Genomic DNA, 19,312 nt, shown 5'->3' with positions numbered 1-19,312 from the left:
CAAAAAAACCAACATCGCGCGTTTCACAGGTGGGGCATGATAGCGCAATGTTGGTGCGTGTCCGGCTGTTCTATATCACTTGGCTTGCAGCTTGCGCTCAATGGCGGCCATCAGCATTTCGCCGATGTTGGTGCCAAACGCATTGTCGATCTCGCGGATGCAGGTCGGGCTGGTGACGTTGATTTCAGTCAGGTGCTCACCGATCACGTCCAGGCCGACAAACAGCAAGCCCTTTTCACGCAAGGTCGGGCCGACCTGGGCTGCAATCCAACGGTCCTTGTCCGACAGAGGGCGTGCTTCACCACGACCACCGGCCGCCAGGTTGCCGCGGGTCTCGCCGGCCGCCGGGATGCGCGCCAGGCAGTAATCCACCGGCTCGCCGTCGATCATCAGGATGCGCTTGTCGCCGTCCTTGATCGCCGGCAGGTAGGCCTGCCCCATGATCTGCTGGGTGCCCAGGGCGGTCAGGGTCTCCAGGATCACTGACAGGTTCGGGTCGCCCGCGCGGTGACGGAAGATCGAGGTGCCACCCATGCCGTCCAGCGGCTTGAGGATCACATCGCCATGTTTGGCGGCGAACTCACGCAGCACGTCGGCGCGGCGGCTGACCACGGTCGGCGGCGTGCATTGTGGGAACAGGGTGGCGAACAGCTTTTCATTGCAGTCGCGCAGGCTCTGCGGCTTGTTGACGATCAGCACCCCGGCGCGCTCCGCCTGCTCCAGCAAGTAGGTGGAGTAGACGAATTCCATGTCGAACGGCGGGTCCTTGCGCATGAGGATCACGTCCAGATCGCTCAGCGGGCTGTCGATTTCATCCGCAAGCTCGAACCACTTCTGCGGGTTGGCAAACACCTGCAGCGGGCGCATGCGTGCACGGGCCTCGCCGTCGCCCTGGTAAAGATCGCGCTGTTCCATATAGAACAGGGTCCAGCCGCGGGCCTGGGCGGCCAGGAGCATGGCCAGCGAGCTGTCCTTTTTATAGGAAATGCTGGCGATAGGGTCCATGACAATGCCGACGCGAACGCTCATGGGGGATTTCCTCTAGCAAATTAGGGCGCATAAAAGTGGCGTCAGAGTGGCGCTGTGGCTGTTGTGGGTCAAGGAAAAACCACCTGGCCGGTTGCTCGATAGATTGCGTCCGGAGACTGTGCTAAAAAGACTGCCACGGCGCAGCAGCCCTTGAATTCCAAGGCTTGTGGCGCTCATCCTGTGCAACATCAGGCAGTACACACCGAAAACCGATTCGCTGTGGCGATGGCAGAGCAGATATGGAACAGCATTCCAACGCCTTGAGAGTGATGGTGATCGACGATTCGAAGACGATCCGCCGCACCGCTGAAACTTTGTTGAAGAATGTGGGATGCGATGTCATCACGGCCATCGACGGTTTCGATGCCCTGGCCCGGATTGTCGATCATCACCCGCACATTATTTTTGTCGACATCATGATGCCGCGCCTGGATGGCTATCAGACCTGCGCACTGGTGAAGAACAACCCGGCGTTCAAGTCGATCCCGGTGATCATGTTGTCCTCCAAGGACGGCCTGTTCGACAAGGCCAAGGGGCGCATTGTCGGTGTCGATCAGTTTTTGACCAAGCCTTTCAGCAAGGACGAACTGCTGGGTGCGATCAAGGCCTACGTGCCGGGGTTCGCCGCAGTAGAACAAGCACACTGACGCCGCCTCACAAGGGCCGGCGTCCACCTATGTAGTGGGGAAAACCATGGCACGTGTTCTGATCGTCGACGACTCGCCGACCGAAATGTACAAACTGACGGGCATGCTGGAAAAGCATGGCCATCAAGTCCTCAAGGCCGAAAACGGCGCGGATGGCGTGGCCCTGGCCCGCCTGGAACTGCCCGACGCCGTACTGATGGACATCGTGATGCCTGGCCTGAATGGCTTCCAGGCCACCCGCCAGCTGTCCAAGGAGCCGGAAACCAACGGCATCCCGATCATCATCATCACCACCAAGGACCAGGAAACCGACAAGATCTGGGGCGCGCGCCAGGGCGCCAAGGATTACCTGACCAAGCCGGTGGACGAAGAAACCCTGATTGCCACCCTGAACAAGGTATTGGCCGGCTGACGGTCCGCCATCATGACCGAGTCGCAAACCGCCTTCGAGCTGCTGTTGGGCATCGACCAACGTTGCCGTCTGCTGGCGGCTGACCTGCCGTCCCAGGAAACCCGCCTGCAACGCTGGAGCGGGATCGGCTTTCGCCTGGGCCAGCATTGGTATGTTGCGCCCATGGGCGAAGTCGCCGAAGTCCTGCATGAACCGCGTTGCACGCTGATGCCCGGGGTCAAGGCCTGGGTCAAGGGCGTGGCCAACCTGCGTGGGCGCTTGCTGCCGGTAATGGACCTGGGCGGCTTTCTCGGCCTTGAGCTGTCCAAGGCGGGCAAACAGCGGCGGGTGTTGGTGGTGGAATATAACGACCTGTTTGTGGGGCTGCTGGTGGACGAGGTGATGGGGATGCAGCATTTCGCACAAGACGCATGGCTGGCCAACGACGCCCCCGCCGCTCCGTTTATCCAGGGCCGGTTCGATGGCGACCCGCTGTGGCAGGTCTTCAGCCCCTTCGCTCTGGCCCAGGCCCCTGGCTTCATGGATGTTGCCGCATGACCACCGCTACCACGCCAAAACCCCAGGCCGGCTCGCGCAGTCGCTCGCAGATCGTCGTGCTATTCATTGCACTGATCGTGTTCATCATGTTGCTGTTCGCCAATTTCGCCTACCTCAACACCCAGTCCACCTATGACAAGCAGTACATTGGCCACGCCGGTGAGTTGCGCGTGCTGTCCCAGCGCATTGCCAAGAACGCCACCGAAGCCGCCGCCGGCAAGGCGGCTGCGTTCAAGTTGCTGGGGGAGGCGCGCAACGACTTCGCCCAGCGCTGGGGTTACCTGAAAAAAGGTGATCCGCAAACCGGCCTGCCTGCCGCACCCAGCGCCGTACGCGCCGAGATGCGCGCGGTACAGACCGACTGGGAAGCGCTGCTGAAGAACACCGATGCGATCCTCGCCAGTGAGCAGACCGTGCTGTCGTTGCATCAGGTGGCGGCGACCCTTGCCGAAACCGTGCCGCAACTGCAGATGGAGTCGGAAAAGGTCGTTGACATCCTCCTGCAGCGTGGCGCGCCGGCCAGCCAAGTAGCGTTGGCCCAGCGCCAATCACTGCTGGCCGAACGCATCCTTGGCGCGGTGAACACCGTGCTGGCCGGCGACGAAACCGCCGTGCAGGCCGCCGACGCCTTTGGCCGTGATGCCAACCGCTTTGGCCAGGTGCTCAGCGGCATGCTCCAGGGCAACCCCGGCCTGCGCATCACCCAGGTCGAAGACCGCGACGCCCGCGCACGCCTGACGGAAATCGCCGAGCTGTTCGAGTTTGTCTCCGGCTCCGTGGATGAAATCCTCGAAACCTCGCCGCAGTTGTTCCAGGTGCGAGCCTCGGCGAGCAATATCTTCAACCTGTCGCAAACGCTGCTTGAGGAAGCCTCGCACCTGGCCACCGGGTTTGAAAACCTCGCCAGCGGGCGCAGCTTCGACACCATCGGCGGCTATGTGCTGGGCCTTCTGGCGCTGACCTCGATCATCCTGATCGGCCTGGTGATGGTGCGCGAGACCAACCGCCAATTGCACGAAACTGCCGAGAAGAACGAACGCAACCAGAACGCGATCATGCGTCTGTTGGATGAAATCGAAGACCTGGCCGACGGCGACCTCACAGTGACCGCCTCGGTGACCGAAGACTTCACCGGCACCATCGCCGACTCCATCAACTATTCCGTCGACCAACTGCGCGACCTGGTCGCCACCATCAACCTGACCGCCGGGCAAGTCGCTGGTGCGGTGCAGGACACCCAGGCCACCGCCATGCACCTGGCCCAGGCGTCGGAGCATCAGGCCCAGCAGATCGCTGAAGCTTCCACCGCAATCAACCAGATGGCCCAGTCCATCGATCAGGTTTCGGCCAACGCCGCCGAGTCCTCGGCGGTAGCGGAGCGCTCGGTGGAAATCGCCAACAAGGGCAACGAGGTGGTGCACAACACCATCCACGGCATGGACAACATTCGCGAGCAGATCCAGGACACCGCCAAGCGCATCAAACGCTTGGGCGAGTCGTCCCAGGAGATTGGCGACATCGTCAGCCTGATCGACGACATTGCCGACCAGACCAACATCCTCGCCCTCAACGCCGCGATCCAGGCGAGCATGGCGGGGGATGCCGGGCGCGGTTTTGCGGTGGTCGCCGATGAAGTGCAGCGCCTGGCCGAGCGCTCATCGGCGGCCACCCGGCAGATCGAAACCCTGGTACGGGCGATCCAGGCCGACACCAACGAAGCGGTTATTTCCATGGAGCAGACCACTACCGAGGTGGTGCGCGGTGCGCGGCTGGCCCAGGACGCCGGGGTGGCGCTGGAAGAGATCGAAGGCGTGTCGAAAACCCTGGCGGCGCTGATCCAGAGCATCTCCAACGCGGCGCAGCAACAGACCTCGTCGGCGGGGCAGATTTCCCTGACGATGAATGTGATCCAGCAGATCACCACCCAGACCTCGTCGGGCTCCACGGCGACGGCTGAAAGCATTGGCAACCTGGCGAAAATGGCTAGCCAGTTGCGCCGGTCGGTGTCGGGGTTCACCCTCCCGCCGCCCAAGCAGGTCAATGATTGAAATGCTATCTGAAGAACACCACAGTCCAACTGTGGGAGCTGGCTTGCCTGCGATAGCGGTCTGTCAGATACAGATGTGTTGCTGACCCACCGCTATCGCAGGCAAGCCAGCTCCCAAATTTGATCTCCACCAGTCGGGAGATCTTGGCAACATCAGCAACCCACGAATTCTAAGCGGAGCAGTTATGGTTGATCGGCACGACTACGTGGCCCTCGAATGGGTCAAGGGCGACATTGCCGAAACCCTGAAACAGGCCCGTTCGGCGCTGGACGCGTATGTCGAAACCAGCGACGGAGACGCCATCAGCGAGTGCCTGGCCGCTGTCCACCAAGTGCATGGCGCGTTGCAAATGGTCGAGTTCTACGGCGCAGCCTTGCTCGCCGAGGAAATCGAAGCACTGGCCCTGGCCCTGCAAGCCGCAGGCGTCAGCCAGCGCGACGAAAGCATCCGCCTGCTGCAACAGGCCCTCAACCAGTTGCCGCTGTACCTGGACCGCGTGCACAGCGCCCGCCGCGACCTGCCGCTGGTGGTGTTGCCACTGCTCAATGACCTGCGCAGCGCGCACGGCGAAAGCCTGCTGTCGGAGACCAGCCTGTTCAGCCCGCAACTGCTGACGATAGCGCCGCTGCCCGACGAGGCCCTGGCCCAACGCGCGGTGCCCGACCTGAAAGAGCAACTGCGCCAGTGGCATCAACTGCTGCAACAGGCCCTTGCCGGGCTGCTGCGCGAAGATCATGGGCCCAGCAACCTGGAAGACATGGCGCGGGTGTTCGCGCGCCTTGAAACGCTGTGCCAAGGCGCGCCGCTGTTGCCGCTGTGGCAAGTCACCTCGGCACTGGTCGAAGGCATGCTCACTGGCGTGATCGCTAACAGCCCGGCGCTGCGCAGCCTGCTCAAGGCCAGCGACAAACAACTCAAGCGCCTGCTGGCCCAGGGCATCGGCGGGATCAACCAGCCGGCACCGGATGAGCTGCTCAAGAGCCTGCTGTTCTATGTCGCCAAGGTCACCCGGCCGACGCCGCGCATGCAAAGCCTGAAAGAGCGCTACGGCCTGGATGAAGCCTTGCCCGACAGTGCGTTAGTCGACGCCGAACGCGCCCGCCTGGCCGGGCCGGACCGCAACGCCATGGGCTCGGTGCTGGGGGCCTTGTGTGAAGAGCTGGTGCGGGTCAAGGAACGCCTCGATTTGTTCGTACGCAGTGACCGCCAGCACACCAGCGACCTCGATGCGTTGCTCGCGCCGCTGCGGCAGATCGCCGATACCCTGGCGGTGCTGGGCTTCGGCCAGCCGCGTAAAGTCATCATCGACCAACTCGCCGTGGTGTTGAGCCTGGTTCAAGGCCAACGCGAACCCAACGACGCAGTGCTGATGGACGTCGCCGGCGCGTTGCTCTACGTCGAAGCCACACTGGCAGGCATGGTCGGTACCGTCGAGCCGGAAAGCCGCGAAGAAAACCGCCTGCCCACCACCGACCTGACCCAGATCCATCAGTTGGTGATCCGTGAATCCTGCCAGTGCCTCAAGCAAGCCAAGGAGCTGGTGATCGACTGCATTGAAGCCGACTGGGACCGCCAACGCCTTGAGTCCCTGCCGGAGCTGCTGAGCCAGGTGCGCGGCGCTTTGGCGATGATTCCGCTGCCCCGCGCGGCAAGCCTGATGCGCGGCTGCACGGATTATGTTGATGAACAGTTGATGGGTAACGACGCACCACCCTCCGAGGGGCAACTGGCGCATTTCGCCGATGTGATCAGCAGCCTGGAATACTACCTCGAACGGATGCTCCAAGACCCCGATGCCGCAGGGGAACGGGTGCTGGAGCTGGCCACGCACGGCCTGGCGGCGCTGGGTTACCTGCCTGCCGAGAAACCCTGGCGCCAAGCCCTGGTTGCACCGGACGGAGCACGTGCGGTGGAGGTTACGCCGAGCCAGTCGCAGTTCGACGCGCTGGCCAGTCCCACGTCGCGCCTTAACCCGCCCGCCCTCCAGCGCCCCGGCAGCCTGCTGCCGCCGCCGGCCGATGAAGAACCCATCGACGATGAACTGCGCGAGGTCTTCCTTGAAGAGACCGACGAAGTGCTTGAGGTGCTGCACCGCAATCTACCCAACAGCGCGGACAAAATCGCCCAGGGCGAAATGCGCCGTGCCTTCCACACGCTCAAGGGCAGCGGCCGCATGGTCCGCGCCCTGGTCTTGGCCGAGCTGGCCTGGGCGGTGGAGAACCTGCTGAACCGTGTGCTCGAGCGTAGCGTGACCCTTGGCCCCGACGTGCAGCAGGTACTGGATGAAGCGGTGGCCTTGCTGCCGGAGTTGATCGCTGACTTTGCCATCGACGACCAGCGCCAAAGGGATGAGGTCGACGCCCTGGCCGCCCGCGCCCACGCCTTGGCCAGCGGCATGCCGGTGCCGGCCGCCGAGCCTCATGACCCGATGCTGCTGGAGATCTTCCGCAACGAAGCCCAGAGCCATCTGGACAGCCTCAATCACTTCCTGCACCAGGCCGCCGAGCACGTGCCATTGCAAGTCAGCGATGAACTGCAACGCGCCCTGCATACCCTCAAGGGCAGCGCCTACATGGCGGGCGTGTTGCCGATCGCCGAGCTGGCCCGCCCGCTCGACCACCTGACCCGCGAATACAAGGCCCACCGCCTGCCGCTGGACCTGGACGAGGTGGAGTTGCTGTTGGAAGCCGAAGGTCTGTTTCAACGGGGTTTACGCGATCTGGACCGCGATCCCCTGGCGCCGATCAAAGGTGCAGAGGACTTGATCAACCGTACCCAAAGCCTACTGGATCATCAGCTTGAAGCGCTGCTCGACGTGCGCATCAAGCGCGACCCTCAGCTGATCGCCAACTTCCTCGCGCAGGGCATGGACATCCTGCTCGATGCCGAAAACCTGCTGCGTCGCTGGCAGCAACACCCCGGCGAGCGCCAGGAACTCACCGCGCTGCTGGACGAACTGACCACCTTGGGGGAGGGCGCACACGTCGCTGACCTGCACGCCATCGATGCACTGTGTGAAGCCTTGCTCGACCTGTATGGCGCTGTTGAGGAAAGCAGCCTGGCCGTCAGTGAGCGGTTTTTCCATGAGGCCGAACAGGCCCATGAAGCGCTGATCAGCATGCTCGACCAACTGGCCGCCGGCCAGGAAATCAGCCCGGCGCCAGCCCGCGTCGAAGCCCTGCGCGAGCTGCTGGATGAAGCCCTCGACCCGTCCGCCACCGGCCTGATCAAAAGCGACGGCAGCCGGGTGTTGAGTGTTTCCGAACTGGGCGCCGCCACACAGCAGTTGGATCACGAAACGGAGAGGGACGACGAGATCGTCGAGATCTTCCTCGAGGAAGCCGTGGACATCCTCGACAGCGCCGGGCAGTCGCTCAAGCGCTGGTTGCTGGAGCCCGACAACGCCGCACCGCTGTCGTCGCTGCAACGCGACCTGCACACCCTCAAGGGCGGTGCGCGCATGGCTGAAATCGAGGCCATTGGCGATCTGGCCCATGAGTTGGAATGCCTGTACGAAGGGCTGGTGGACCGCCGCTACAGCTACACTGCCGAACTGTCCCACGTGCTGATGGCGAGCCATGAACGCCTCGCCTTGCAGCTTGAAGAACTGCACCATCACCAGCCGCTGAGCGACAGTGTCGAGCTGATCGCCAGGGTGCGGGCGTTGCGCCAGGGCAGCGCGCCAGCGGCACCGGCCGCCGCACCGCCAGCGTCCGGCGCCGACCCTGAGCTGCTGGATATCTTCCTCGAAGAAGCCGCCGACATCCTCGACAGTTCCAGTGCTGCGCTGTCGCGCTGGCAGGCAGAGCCGGGCAATCGCCAAGAAGTGGAAACCCTGCTGCGCGACCTGCATACCCTCAAGGGCGGCGCACGTATGGTCGAGATCGCGCCCATCGGCGACCTGGCCCATGAGCTGGAGTTTCTCTACGAAGGCCTGTCCGCTGGTTTGCTCGCGCCGTCCCCGGAGCTGTTCGCGTTGCTGCAAGGCTGCCACGACCGTTTGGCGCAGATGATCGACGCGGTGGCGGATGGTTTGCCGGTCGGTTCGGTGGACAAGCTCATCGAGCGCATCAAAACCCTGGTACATCCGAGCGACGAACCGGTGACGCCGGTGGCGCTGCCTGCAGGCAAGGCGGAGGCCGTCGTCGACCCGATGGCCGATATGGTGAAGATCTCTGCCGAGCTGCTCGACGACCTGGTCAACCTGGCCGGTGAAACCTCGATCTTCCGTGGCCGCATCGAACAACAAGTCAACGACGCACGCATCGCCCTCACCGAAGTGGAAACCACCATCGAGCGCATGCGCGACCAACTGCGACGCCTCGACACTGAAACCCAGGGCCGCATCCTCAGCCGCCAGCAAGCCGAAGCCGAGCGCCTGGGCTATGAAGACTTTGATCCGCTGGAAATGGACCGTCATTCGCAGTTGCAGCAACTGTCTCGCGCGCTGTCCGAGTCCGCCTCCGACCTGCTCGACCTCAAGGACACCCTTGAGCGCCGCAACGAGGACGCCCACGACCTGTTGCAGCAACAGGCGCGCATCAACACCGAGTTGCAGGAAGGCCTGATGCGCACGCGCATGGTGCCGTTCGAACGCATGTTGCCGCGCCTCAAGCGCATCGTGCGTCAGGTGGCGGAGGAGTTGGGCAAAGACGTGGAGTTTATCGTCGGCAACGCCGAGGGGGAGATGGACCGCAACGTGCTGGAGCGCATGGCCGCGCCGCTGGAACACATGCTGCGCAACGCCGTGGACCATGGCTTGGAATCCCGCGACGCAAGGCTGTTGGCTGGTAAGCCGGAAAAAGGTCGCATCACCCTGGACCTGACCCACGAAGGCGGCGACATCGTCTTCGACATGCGTGACGACGGCGCCGGCGTTCCGCTGGAGGCCGTGCGGCGCAAGGCGATCAAGCGTGGGTTGCTCGACCCGAATCAAGACATCAGCGACCGCGACGTGTTGCAGTTCATCCTGCAACCGGGGTTTTCCACGGCGGAAAAGATCACGCAGATTTCCGGTCGCGGCGTGGGCATGGACGTGGTGCATGAGGAAGTGCGTCAGTTGGGCGGCTCGATGGTCATCGATTCGACGCCGGGCGAAGGCGTGCACTTTCGCATTCGCTTGCCGTTCACCGTGTCGGTCAACCGCGCATTGATGGTGCAGTGTGCAGACGACCAATACGCGATTCCGCTCAACACCATCGAAGGCCTGGTGCGCGTGCTGCCCCATGAGCTGGCCGGGCACTATCAGCAAGACCCGCCGCGATATGAATACGCCGGGCAGCGCTACGAGCTGTTTTACTTGGGCGACCTGCTGCACACCGTCAGCCGCCCGAAACTGCTGGGCCACTATCAACCGGTCCCGGTGCTATTGGTGCAGTGCAACGAGCGGCGCGTGGCCATCCATGTGGACGCCATGGCCGGTACGCGGGAGATTGTGGTCAAAGGCCTGGGCCCGCAGTTTGCCGGTGTGCAGGGTTTGTCGGGTGCGACGATCCTGGGTGATGGCCGCGTGGTGCTGATTATCGACTTGCTGGCGCATATCCGTGCGCGGCAACCCGCGTTGCCGGCGCAAACGGCTGACCTGCCATTGATCCTCAACGACCCGCTGAAAAAGCGCCCGTTGCTGGTGCTGGTAGTGGATGATTCCGTCACCGTGCGCAAAGTCACCAGCCGTCTGCTGGAGCGCAACGGCATGAACGTCCTCACCGCCAAAGACGGCATCGACGCGCTCGCTGTGCTCGAAGAACACACCCCGGACCTGATGCTGCTCGACATCGAAATGCCACGCATGGACGGTTTTGAAGTCGCCACCCAAGTGCGCAACGACCCCCGGTTGATGCGCCTGCCGATCATCATGATCACCTCGCGCACCGGCCAGAAACACCGCGACCGCGCCATGGCCATCGGCGTCAACGACTACCTCGGCAAGCCGTACCAAGAGTCGGTGCTGCTCGAAAGCATCGCCTACTGGAGCAAGTCCCATGCTTGACCACCGCACCAGCCAACTCACCGGCCTGCTGCTGCCCCTGGCCGACCGCCACCTGGTGTTGCCTAACGTCGCCATTGCCGAATTGATCGACTTCCAGCGCGGCGAACCGGCCAGCGATGCCCCCCGTGGTATTTGCGGCAAGTGACCTGGCGCGATCGGCAAATACCACTGATCAGCTTTGAAGCGGTGTGCGGCGAAGCGAGCGTAACCGGCGAACGCTCGCGGATCGTGGTGTTGAATGCGTTGGGTGGGCGGCCGACGTTGAAGTTTATTGCGCTGGTGATCCAGGGCATTCCACGCTCGTACAAGCTCGACAGTGAGTTGAGTTACGTGGACGTGCCGCTGTGCTCGCTGGAGTTGGCGGCGGTGCAGGTGGGGGAGCATGTGGCGAGGGTGCCGGATCTCATGGGGCTTGAGGCCCTGCTGGTCGAATCCGGTTTGGCATAGATCCCTGTAGGAGCCGGCTTGCCGGCGATGACGGTCTGCCAGCCCACTCATTAACAACTGACCCACCGCTATCGCTGGCAAGCCAGCTCCTACAGGGGATTGTGCGTGCCTTTAGGCCTCAATCAATCCGCGCAAACCGCTCAATCACTGGCTGCTCCCGATGCTCGGCCTGCCACAAGTCATAGGCGCTTTGCATCGACAGCCATAACTGCCCAGTGCTCACACCTGCCCGCTCAAGCCGCACCGCCAAGTCAGGACTGACAGGCGCACGCCCATGCAAAATTCTCGAAAACGTCTCACGGGCGAATCCCAGGCGCCGGGCCATTTCGGTGATGGTGATGTCCAGGGTAGGGATTACATCTTCAAGCAGGATTTCACCTGGGTGAGCCGGGTGGCTGGGCTCATCCACGTCACTGTTCGTGGGGAGGTTTATGAATACCGCAGCTACCCGCTGGAAGGGTTGGGCGCTGTGACCATAGATATGAAGTTGTAGGCCGAATGGGCTCTCGGATTTTTCCTGCAAGATTTTGGGCTGTGCATGAACTTGTCGCGTGCCGTCAGCGCGCCTAGTCTTCGTTCTGTCATCGCAAAAAACGGTGACACGGACGTGCAAGTCCGACGAAACTGTTTAGGCGTACAAACGCCCAGCCATCCAACGGGCGTTTTTTGTGCTCGCTGCTTTATGGCGGCTGCGCGCAGGAGGTCTTCGGACCTGCTGGGTGTCCTAAACAGGCCCGGTCTTGCACACCTGCGCACGGTCGCCACCCTCATTCGCGTGCAAGCGAACGGTGGCGCTCCTTAGTCACTGTTTAGGAGCTTCATCATGGTCAAACCTACCCCTAATCCGCCGCTCTTCACCGTAAACCCGCACGAAAACACCGAAACCCTGCTGGTCAACGCCAGCGAAACCCTGTCTTCCCTCAACGCACTCACCTGCAACCTGGCCTTCGACCTGGACACCTCCCAGCGCGCAATCATGCTCGGCATCCAGCAAATGGCCGCGTTGGGGCAGCTATTAGTGGACCGTGCCCTGGAACAGATTTCCCCTTCTCCAGTCGCTTAAAACTTGATCGTTCCCAAAAAGGGACCTATCGTTCCCTTTTTGGGACTCTTTGGCCGCTGCCATGCACACCTTGCCGCTCAGCACTGCACTCTTCACCGTCACCCAACAAAAAGTACTTGGCTTGCTGTTCGGCAAACCCGACCAAAGCTTCTTCACCAATGAAATTGCGCGATGGGCCCAGGTGGGCAAGGGCAGCCTCACCCGCGAGCTTGAACGTCTGCAGTTGGCGGGCATCTTGAGCATGACGCGCCAAGGCAACCAGACCCATTATCAAGCCAACCCCCAATGCCCGATTTATTCGGAATTGTTGGCCATCGTGCGCAAGACCCTGAGCCTGGATGAACCATTGCGCACTGTACTGGCGCCGTTCGCCAAGCAGATAACCTGGGCGTTTATCTACGGCTCCATCGCCAAAGGCGAGGCGCACTCATCCAGTGACATAGATCTCATGTTGATCGGCGAAAGCCTCAACTACAGTGAAGTCATGGAGCGGCTCATGCCGCTGGAAGAGCAACTGGGCCGCACCCTCAACCCGACGCTTTACACTCCCGAAGACTGGATCGGCAAATGGAATGCCGGGAACAGTTTTGTGCAGCGGGTCGTGCAGCAGGACAAGATCAATCTTATGGGGAGCGACCCCCTGGAATCCACGGATGGACAACAAGGTAAATCTGGAGAACCTGCAACGTAGCGGCGGCTTGAAGGCTGAGCCGCCGGATCGCAAGGAGTGTGATGGGCTGGTGCGTTCAGCCAGAGATCGGTTGAGGGATGCTGGCAATCCACAGTTATCATTCGCCAGTCGTTTCGACCTGGCTTACAACGCCGCCCATGCCATTGCTCTTACGGCTTTGCGCCTGCAAGGGTATCGCTCGGACAAACGCTATCTGGTCTTTCAATGCCTGGTTCATACCGCAGACGCCGGCAAGGTGCAGGTGAGGTTGTTGGCGTTGTGTCATGAACGTCGGAACCTGGCGGAATATGAAGGGTACATGGATGAAGATGAGGCGCTGCTGGGCCAGTTAATGGAAAGTGCTAAGACATTAATGAGCAATATGGAAGCATTGCTTGCTGGTCATAGGTGGGAATGAATCACCGGTCAACTGTAGGAGTTGGCGAGCCAGCCCCAACAGGAGGCTGCATGTTTGTTGGTGCTCTGTTACTCCAACCGTAACGATCCGCCGCCGAGCTTGATTGATGGCCCCCTCAATCACTCCTAAGGTAAGCCCCACGACAGCAAACCCGTGGAGCGACCATGACAACAACAATAACCCCCGACTCGCGCTGGACGCGGCGGCGCGACGAGAAGCAGCGGCGGCTCGCGCTGGTCAAGCAGTATGCGGACGGGGCGGTGTTGCCCAGTGACAAGATCGTCGAGGCGCTTGAGGCGCTGATCCTCCCCGGCGACCGTGTTGTACTGGAAGGCAACAACCAGAAACAGGCCGACTTCCTCTCGCGCTCCCTCGCAAAAGCCGACCCCGCCAAGCTTCACGACTTGCACATGATCATGCCCAGTGTCGGCCGTTCCGAGCACTTGGACCTGTTTGAAAAGGGGATCGCCCGCAAACTCGACTTCTCCTTCGCCGGCACCCAGTCCCTGCGCATCAGTCAGTTGCTGGAGGACGGCCTGCTGGAAATCGGCGCGATTCATACCTATATCGAACTCTATGCACGGCTGGTGGTGGACCTGATCCCCAACGTCGTGCTTTCCGCCGGTTTCATGGCTGACCGCGCCGGCAATATCTACACCGGCGCCAGCACCGAAGACACCCCGGCGCTGATCGAACCCGCCGCGTTCAGCGATGGCATCGTCATCGTGCAGGTCAATCAACTGGTGGATGACGTCACCGATCTGCCCCGTGTGGATATTCCGGCGAGCTGGGTGGATTTTGTGGTGGTGGCTGACAAGCCGTTCTACATCGAGCCGCTGTTCACTCGCGACCCGCGCCATATCAAGCCGGTGCACGTGTTGATGGCGATGATGGCGATCCGTGGCATCTACGAAAAACACAATGTGCAGTCGCTCAACCATGGCATTGGCTTCAATACCGCCGCCATCGAGTTAATCCTGCCCACCTACGGCGAATCCCTTGGCCTCAAGGGCAAGATCTGCCGCAACTGGACCCTCAATCCGCACCCAACCCTGATCCCTGCGATTGAAAGCGGCTGGGTGGAAAGTGTGCACTGCTTCGGCACCGAGCTGGGCATGGAGAACTACATTGCCGCCCGGCCGGATGTGTTCTTCACGGGCCGTGATGGCTCGATGCGCTCCAACCGGATGTTCTGCCAACTCGCCGGCCAATATGCGGTGGACCTGTTTATCGGCGCCACCCTGCAGGTCGATGGCGACGGCCATTCCTCCACCGTGACCCGTGGCCGCCTTGCCGGGTTTGGCGGCGCACCCAACATGGGCCACGACCCGCGCGGCCGTCGCCATGGCACGCCCGCCTGGCTGGACATGCGCCACGACGATGCCCCGGAAGCCCTGCTGGAACGCGGCAAGAAACTCGTGGTGCAAATGGTCGAGACCTTCCAGGAAGGCGGCAAACCCACTTTCGTCGACACCCTCGACGCCGTGGAAGTTGCCCGCAAAAGCGGCATGCCCTTGGCGCCGATCATGATCTACGGCGATGACGTTACCCACCTGCTTACCGAAGAGGGCATCGCCTACCTGTATAAGGCGCGTTCCCTCGAAGAGCGCCAGGCGATGATCGCCGCTGTCGCAGGTGTCACGGCCATCGGCATGCGCCACAACCCCAAGGACACCGCGCGCATGCGCCGCGAAGGCCTGATCGCCTTGCCCGAAGACTTGGGTATCCGCCGTACCGACGCCACCCGCGAGCTGTTGGCCGCCAAAAGTGTGGCCGACCTGGTGGACTGGTCCGGTGGTTTGTACAACCCGCCCGCCAAATTCAGGAGCTGGTAAATGCGCGCACTCAAACTGCATGAACTGACCCTTGCTGAACGCCTGGCGGACATGGCCGTCGATGCGCTGATCGATGAAGCTGACTTGTCGCCCAAACCCGCTCTGGTGGACCGTCGTGGAAACGGCGCCCACCACGATCTGCATCTGGGCCTGATGCACGCCTCGGCGCTGTCGCTGTGGCCGATGTTCAAGGAGATGGCTGAAGCGGCGATTGAATGGGGTGAAGTTGGCGTGCCCTTGCGCGAAGCTCTCGGTCGTATCGGCCGTGAAGGTGAGCAAGCAATGCTCGTCACCACCAACGGCGTGAATACCCATCGCGGCGCGATCTGGGCCCTGGGCTTGCTGACCGCAGCGGCGGCGCTGGAACCCCGCGCCGTCACCCTGAACGCAGCCAGATTAGCCCTGCTCAACGACCGCTACGCCCCACAACCCATGAGCCACGGTGCCCAGGTCGCGCAACGCTACGGCGCTCGCGGTGCCCGTGAAGAAGCCCAGCTCGGCTTCCCCTCGGTTGTGCAACGCGGCTTGCCGCAACTGTATAAAAGCCGCCAGCAAAATGCAGGCGAACAGAACGCACGCCTGGATGCCCTGCTGGCGATCATGACCGAGCTGGCCGACACCTGCGTGCTCTACCGCGCCGGTCCCGAAGGGATCAGCACCATGCAACGCGGTGCGCGCGCCGTGCTGGACGCGGGGGGCAGCGCCACTCTGGCCGGTCGTCGTCAATTACATGAACTCGATCAACACCTGCTGGCCCTGAATGCCTCCCCCGGCGGCGCCGCCGACCTGCTGGCCGCCTGCCTGTTTATCGACCGCCTCGACGGAGCGTTGTGATGGAAACCTTATCCTTTGAATTCCCCGCCGGGCAGCCGCCAACAGGCCGAGCGCTGGTAGGTTGCGTTGGCTCGGGCGACCTGGAGGTGCTGCTGGAACCGGGTACCCCGGGCAGGCTGACCATCCAGGTGCAGACCTCGGTGAATGGCGCCGAACAACGCTGGCAGCATCTGTTCGAACGCATCTTCCAGGAACAGACGCCACCGGCCTTGAAGATTGATATCCACGATTTCGGTGCCACCCCCGGCGTGGTGCGTTTGCGCCTGGAGCAGGGTTTCGAGGAGATCGGCCATGACTGACTTACTCGCCAAACACAGCTTCGTTGAGTTGGGCGCTCGGCAGCGGGCCAAGGCTCTGCTGGACGCCGGCTCCTACCGCGAATTGATCGACCCGTTCCAGCGCGTCATGTCACCGTGGCTCGGCCGCCAAGGCGTGGTGCCCCAGGCCGATGACGGCGTGGTGATCGCCAAGGGCAGCGTCGATGGCAAGCCTGTCGTCATTGCTGCCATCGAAGGCAACTTCCAGGGCGGTAGCCTCGGTGAAGTGGGTGGCGCGAAAATCGCCGGCGCCTTGGAGCTGGCAGCCGAAGACAATCGCAAGGGCATTCCCACTCGCGCCGTGTTGCTGCTGGAAACCGGTGGTGTGCGCCTGCAGGAAGCCAACCTCGGCCTGGCAGCCATCGCGGATATCCATGCGGCGATTGTTGACCTGCGCCAGTACCAGCCAGTGATCGGCGTGGTGGCCGGCAGTGTCGGCTGCTTCGGCGGCATGTCCATCGCGGCCGGGTTGTGCAGTTACCTTGTCGTCACCCGCGAAGCCCGCCTGGGCTTGAATGGCCCGCAAGTGATCGAACAGGAAGCGGGGCTTGACGAGTACGACTCCCGCGACCGGCCTTTCATCTGGAGCCTCACCGGCGGCGAGCAACGTTTCAACAGCGGCTTGGCCGACCGATATGTGGCTGATGATGTGGTCGAGCTTCAACAGACCGTCAGCGCATTGCTGCAACAAGGCCTGCCCACCCAGCAACGCAGCCGCCAGGCCGAGTATTACCTGGCACGCCTGGCCGAACTGGACGCCACGGCGCAGATCGACCCGGTGACGGTGCGCGAGTTGTATCAAGGAGAACGCTCATGAGAGGTTTGCAGTGGTTCAACGCATTGAGCGTCGGAGCGACAGCCGTTGAAGGTTTGCCAAATTCGCTGAAAGTCGCCGATGGTGTACTGGGCGAACAGCCCGTGCGCTATATCGCCGTGGTTACCGACGCGCAAAACCACTTTCCCCGCGCACGCAAGGGTGAGGTCGGTCTGCTGGAAGGCTGGGGTCTGGCGAAGGCCGTCGATGAAGCCATCGCCCGTGGCGACAAGCGCCCCATCATCGCCATCGTCGATGTACCGAGCCAAGCCTACGGGCGTCGCGAAGAAGCCCTCGGCATCCACCAGGCCCTGGCGGCCGCCGCCGACAGCTACGCCCGTGCTCGCCTCGCCGGGCACCCGGTGATCGCGCTGCTGGTGGGCAAGGCCATGTCCGGCGCGTTTCTCGCCCATGGGTATCAAGCCAACCGCCTGATCGCCCTGCGTGATCCCGGTGTGATGGTGCACGCGATGGGCAAGGCCTCGGCCGCGCGCGTGACGCTGCGCAGCGTCGAAGAGTTGGAAGCCCTGGCCGCCAGCGTGCCGCCCATGGCCTATGACATCGACAGTTATGCCAGCCTGGGTTTGCTGTGGGGAACCTTGTCGGTCAGCCACATTGAGCAGCCCACGCCGGAGGATGTGGCGCAGGTCAGCGATTGCCTGGTGAGTGCGATCAAGGATATTGCCAGCACCGACTTGAGCGGGCGCCTCGGCGCGACCAACCGCGCCGCCTCCAGCCACGTGCGCCAACTGCTGCGGGAGCAATGGTGAACGCTCACGACCTGCTCTGGGGCATGACCCCGGCGCACCTGCCCGCTGACGCTGCGGCGTGGGCGGTGGAGGCGGTTGGCACGGTGGTGGTGCGTCGCGCAATTGTCGCGCCGGGCCTGGTCGCGGTGGGCGTGCGCGGGCGTCTGCGTGAGCAGCGTTTTGCCGCTGAACTGCCGATTGCTGCTGTGCAGCGGCGAGTCGTGCCGGAAGCGCTGCGTGACGTTGTCTCGACACGCGACTTACCGGCTTTGCAGGCACTCGAACAGCTGCGACCGGTGCTGGCACCCTTGAATTGGGGCATCACCGGCAGCGCAGGTTTTGAGCTGGCAACGGGCATTGAAGCAATGCATGCCCAGAGCGATCTGGACTTGATTCTGCGCACGCCCGCGCCGCTGGATCGCAACGATGCGCGCGACCTGCTGGCAACGTTGGACAAGGCCGCGTGTACCGTGGACCTGCAACTGCAAACACCGTTCGGTGCTGTCGCCTTGCGCGAATGGGCGAGTCCATCGCGGCGGGTGCTATTGAAAACCGCCGGCGGTGCGCACCTCGTCATCGATCCCTGGCAGGCCGTGGCATGAGCAGCCTTCTGGTCTTTCCCGGCCAGGGCGCCCAGCGCCCCGGCATGCTCCAGGCGTTGCCGGCCGATGTATTGGAACAGGCCAGCGATGCCTTGGGTGAAGACGTTCGCGCATTGGATTCGGCGCAAGCCCTGGCGAACACCCGCGCGGTGCAGCTTTGCCTACTGATTGTCGGCGTAGCCCACGCCCGCCAGCTGCAACGCACGCCGGATTACGTCGCGGGACTGTCCATCGGGGCTTACCCTGCGGCGGTGATCGCGGGTGCGCTGGACTTTGCCGATGCGATCAGGCTCGTCAGCCTGCGCGGCGAGCTGATGCAGAACGCTTATCCACAGGGCTACGGCATGACGGCGATCATCGGCCCCGAGTTATCCACTGTCGAACACCTGCTGGCCGATATCCACAGCCCCGACAGCCCGGTGTACCTGGCCAATATCAACGCCGACAACCAGACCGTTATCGCCGGCAGCAACGCAGCGATGAAGCGTGTCGCCGACCGCATCAAAGGCAACGGCGTCGCCAAGCGCCTGGCCGTCAGCGTGCCGTCCCATTGCGCGTTGCTGGAGCAACCGGCCCAGGTCCTGGCGCAAGCCTTTGTGCCGCTCAAGGCGCCGCGTATCACCTACCTGAGCAGCACCCGCGCGCGGCCTATCCACAACCCCGAGCAATTGCGCGACGACCTGGCCTTCAACATGTGCCGCATCGTCGACTGGCGCGGCACCGTACAAAGCGCCTACGAGCGCGGCGTGCGCCTGCAAATCGAATTGCCACCGGGCGCCGTGCTCACTGGCCTGTCACGCCGGGTGTTTGAACAGGGCACGGTGATCGCCTGCGAAGGTGCGCGCCTGGATACCTTGCAGGCCTTGCTGGAAGAGGAGGGGCTACGCCACCGATAAAGCAC

General features: G+C 62.7%; 17 protein-coding genes and 1 pseudogene. 16 read left to right on the top strand and 2 right to left on the bottom strand.

Features of this window, described 5'->3' with window-relative positions; translation table 11 throughout:
- Positions 1-75: 75 nt before the first annotated feature.
- Positions 76-1,029, bottom strand: coding sequence for a glutathione synthase (gene gshB / locus AB4N92_RS10310; protein WP_010207218.1), 954 nt, complete (start codon positions 1,027-1,029; stop codon positions 76-78).
- 239 nt (positions 1,030-1,268) lie between these two features.
- On the opposite strand from gshB, the gene pilG reads away from it, so the two are divergent.
- The 6 genes and pseudogenes from pilG to AB4N92_RS10280 all read left to right on the top strand — a co-directional run bounded on the left by pilG (position 1,269) and on the right by AB4N92_RS10280 (position 11,109).
- Positions 1,269-1,676, top strand: coding sequence for a twitching motility response regulator PilG (gene pilG, locus AB4N92_RS10305; RefSeq protein ID WP_010207217.1), 408 nt, complete (start codon positions 1,269-1,271; stop codon positions 1,674-1,676).
- 46 nt (positions 1,677-1,722) lie between these two features.
- A complete protein-coding gene (gene pilH / locus AB4N92_RS10300) occupies positions 1,723-2,088 on the top strand; it encodes a twitching motility response regulator PilH (RefSeq protein WP_010207216.1) in 366 nt (121 codons plus the stop codon).
- 12 nt (positions 2,089-2,100) lie between these two features.
- A complete protein-coding gene (locus AB4N92_RS10295) occupies positions 2,101-2,625 on the top strand; it encodes a chemotaxis protein CheW (protein WP_010207215.1) in 525 nt (174 codons plus the stop codon).
- Positions 2,622-4,673, top strand: coding sequence for a methyl-accepting chemotaxis protein (locus AB4N92_RS10290; protein WP_010207214.1), 2,052 nt, complete (start codon positions 2,622-2,624; stop codon positions 4,671-4,673). Before AB4N92_RS10295 ends, AB4N92_RS10290 begins: the two co-directional genes overlap by 4 nt.
- Positions 4,674-4,857: 184 nt before the next feature.
- Positions 4,858-10,662: an Hpt domain-containing protein gene (locus AB4N92_RS10285; RefSeq protein ID WP_460129994.1), complete on the top strand. Its 5,805-nt coding sequence runs from the start codon at positions 4,858-4,860 to the stop codon at positions 10,660-10,662.
- Positions 10,655-11,109: pseudogene (locus AB4N92_RS10280) on the top strand (chemotaxis protein CheW). Before AB4N92_RS10285 ends, AB4N92_RS10280 begins: the two are co-directional and overlap by 8 nt.
- Before the next feature lie 118 nt (positions 11,110-11,227).
- On the opposite strand, the gene AB4N92_RS10275 reads toward AB4N92_RS10280, so the two are convergent.
- The gene (locus AB4N92_RS10275) at positions 11,228-11,518 is read right to left on the bottom strand and encodes a HigA family addiction module antitoxin (protein ID WP_045791536.1); all 291 of its coding nucleotides are present in this window, start codon (positions 11,516-11,518) and stop codon (positions 11,228-11,230) included.
- Positions 11,519-11,932: 414 nt separating this feature from the next.
- Between AB4N92_RS10275 and AB4N92_RS10270 the strand changes: the two genes are divergently transcribed.
- The 10 genes from AB4N92_RS10270 to mdcH all read left to right on the top strand — a co-directional run bounded on the left by AB4N92_RS10270 (position 11,933) and on the right by mdcH (position 19,307).
- Positions 11,933-12,172 (top strand): DUF6124 family protein, encoded by a 240-nt coding sequence (locus AB4N92_RS10270; RefSeq protein WP_010207208.1) that lies wholly within the window; start codon positions 11,933-11,935, stop codon positions 12,170-12,172.
- Positions 12,173-12,233: 61 nt separating this feature from the next.
- Complete coding sequence (locus tag AB4N92_RS10265; protein WP_010207207.1) at positions 12,234-12,863, top strand: nucleotidyltransferase domain-containing protein; 630 nt, start codon at positions 12,234-12,236, stop codon at positions 12,861-12,863.
- Positions 12,826-13,260, top strand: coding sequence for a hypothetical protein (locus AB4N92_RS10260; protein ID WP_010207206.1), 435 nt, complete (start codon positions 12,826-12,828; stop codon positions 13,258-13,260). Before AB4N92_RS10265 ends, AB4N92_RS10260 begins: the two co-directional genes overlap by 38 nt.
- Positions 13,261-13,424: 164 nt before the next feature.
- Positions 13,425-15,095: a malonate decarboxylase subunit alpha gene (gene mdcA, locus AB4N92_RS10255; protein WP_021492675.1), complete on the top strand. Its 1,671-nt coding sequence runs from the start codon at positions 13,425-13,427 to the stop codon at positions 15,093-15,095.
- Positions 15,096-15,929 (top strand): triphosphoribosyl-dephospho-CoA synthase, encoded by an 834-nt coding sequence (locus tag AB4N92_RS10250; protein ID WP_010207204.1) that lies wholly within the window; start codon positions 15,096-15,098, stop codon positions 15,927-15,929. It begins immediately after the preceding gene.
- Positions 15,929-16,228, top strand: a complete 300-nt coding sequence (locus AB4N92_RS10245; protein ID WP_010207202.1) for a malonate decarboxylase subunit delta — start codon at positions 15,929-15,931, stop codon at positions 16,226-16,228. The genes AB4N92_RS10250 and AB4N92_RS10245 overlap by 1 nt, the downstream gene beginning before the upstream one ends.
- A complete protein-coding gene (locus AB4N92_RS10240; RefSeq protein ID WP_010207201.1) occupies positions 16,221-17,063 on the top strand; it encodes a biotin-independent malonate decarboxylase subunit beta in 843 nt (280 codons plus the stop codon). Before AB4N92_RS10245 ends, AB4N92_RS10240 begins: the two co-directional genes overlap by 8 nt.
- Positions 17,060-17,830 carry a biotin-independent malonate decarboxylase subunit gamma gene (gene mdcE, locus AB4N92_RS10235; RefSeq protein WP_236266809.1) on the top strand — a complete coding sequence of 257 codons (771 nt, stop codon included), beginning with the start codon at positions 17,060-17,062 and terminating at the stop codon, positions 17,828-17,830. Before AB4N92_RS10240 ends, mdcE begins: the two co-directional genes overlap by 4 nt.
- Positions 17,824-18,411 (top strand): malonate decarboxylase holo-ACP synthase, encoded by a 588-nt coding sequence (locus AB4N92_RS10230; RefSeq protein WP_042571427.1) that lies wholly within the window; start codon positions 17,824-17,826, stop codon positions 18,409-18,411. Before mdcE ends, AB4N92_RS10230 begins: the two co-directional genes overlap by 7 nt.
- Complete coding sequence (mdcH, locus tag AB4N92_RS10225) at positions 18,408-19,307, top strand: malonate decarboxylase subunit epsilon (RefSeq protein ID WP_047542533.1); 900 nt, start codon at positions 18,408-18,410, stop codon at positions 19,305-19,307. Before AB4N92_RS10230 ends, mdcH begins: the two co-directional genes overlap by 4 nt.
- Positions 19,308-19,312 lie beyond the last annotated feature (5 nt).

It is taken from the genome of Pseudomonas sp. S3_A09 (genome assembly GCF_054668065.1).
This window is presented reverse-complemented; position numbering and strand designations above follow the sequence as displayed.

Excerpts from the sequence above, each read along its gene's own strand:
- mdcH (WP_047542533.1), top strand. The coding sequence starts at position 18,408 with ATGAGCAGCCTTCTGGTCTTTCCCGGCCAGGGCGCCCAGCGCCCCGGC.
- AB4N92_RS10290 (WP_010207214.1), top strand. The coding sequence starts at position 2,622 with ATGACCACCGCTACCACGCCAAAACCCCAGGCCGGCTCGCGCAGTCGC.
- AB4N92_RS10285 (WP_460129994.1), top strand. The coding sequence starts at position 4,858 with ATGGTTGATCGGCACGACTACGTGGCCCTCGAATGGGTCAAGGGCGAC.
- AB4N92_RS10260 (WP_010207206.1), top strand. The coding sequence starts at position 12,826 with ATGGACAACAAGGTAAATCTGGAGAACCTGCAACGTAGCGGCGGCTTG.
- AB4N92_RS10295 (WP_010207215.1), top strand. The coding sequence starts at position 2,101 with ATGACCGAGTCGCAAACCGCCTTCGAGCTGCTGTTGGGCATCGACCAA.
- AB4N92_RS10265 (WP_010207207.1), top strand. The coding sequence starts at position 12,234 with ATGCACACCTTGCCGCTCAGCACTGCACTCTTCACCGTCACCCAACAA.
- AB4N92_RS10270 (WP_010207208.1), top strand. The coding sequence starts at position 11,933 with ATGGTCAAACCTACCCCTAATCCGCCGCTCTTCACCGTAAACCCGCAC.
- mdcA (WP_021492675.1), top strand. The coding sequence starts at position 13,425 with ATGACAACAACAATAACCCCCGACTCGCGCTGGACGCGGCGGCGCGAC.
- AB4N92_RS10240 (WP_010207201.1), top strand. The coding sequence starts at position 16,221 with ATGACTGACTTACTCGCCAAACACAGCTTCGTTGAGTTGGGCGCTCGG.
- pilG (WP_010207217.1), top strand. The coding sequence starts at position 1,269 with ATGGAACAGCATTCCAACGCCTTGAGAGTGATGGTGATCGACGATTCG.
- AB4N92_RS10245 (WP_010207202.1), top strand. The coding sequence starts at position 15,929 with ATGGAAACCTTATCCTTTGAATTCCCCGCCGGGCAGCCGCCAACAGGC.
- AB4N92_RS10230 (WP_042571427.1), top strand. The coding sequence starts at position 17,824 with ATGGTGAACGCTCACGACCTGCTCTGGGGCATGACCCCGGCGCACCTG.
- AB4N92_RS10250 (WP_010207204.1), top strand. The coding sequence starts at position 15,096 with ATGCGCGCACTCAAACTGCATGAACTGACCCTTGCTGAACGCCTGGCG.
- gshB (WP_010207218.1), bottom strand. The coding sequence starts at position 1,029 with ATGAGCGTTCGCGTCGGCATTGTCATGGACCCTATCGCCAGCATTTCC.
- pilH (WP_010207216.1), top strand. The coding sequence starts at position 1,723 with ATGGCACGTGTTCTGATCGTCGACGACTCGCCGACCGAAATGTACAAA.
- mdcE (WP_236266809.1), top strand. The coding sequence starts at position 17,060 with ATGAGAGGTTTGCAGTGGTTCAACGCATTGAGCGTCGGAGCGACAGCC.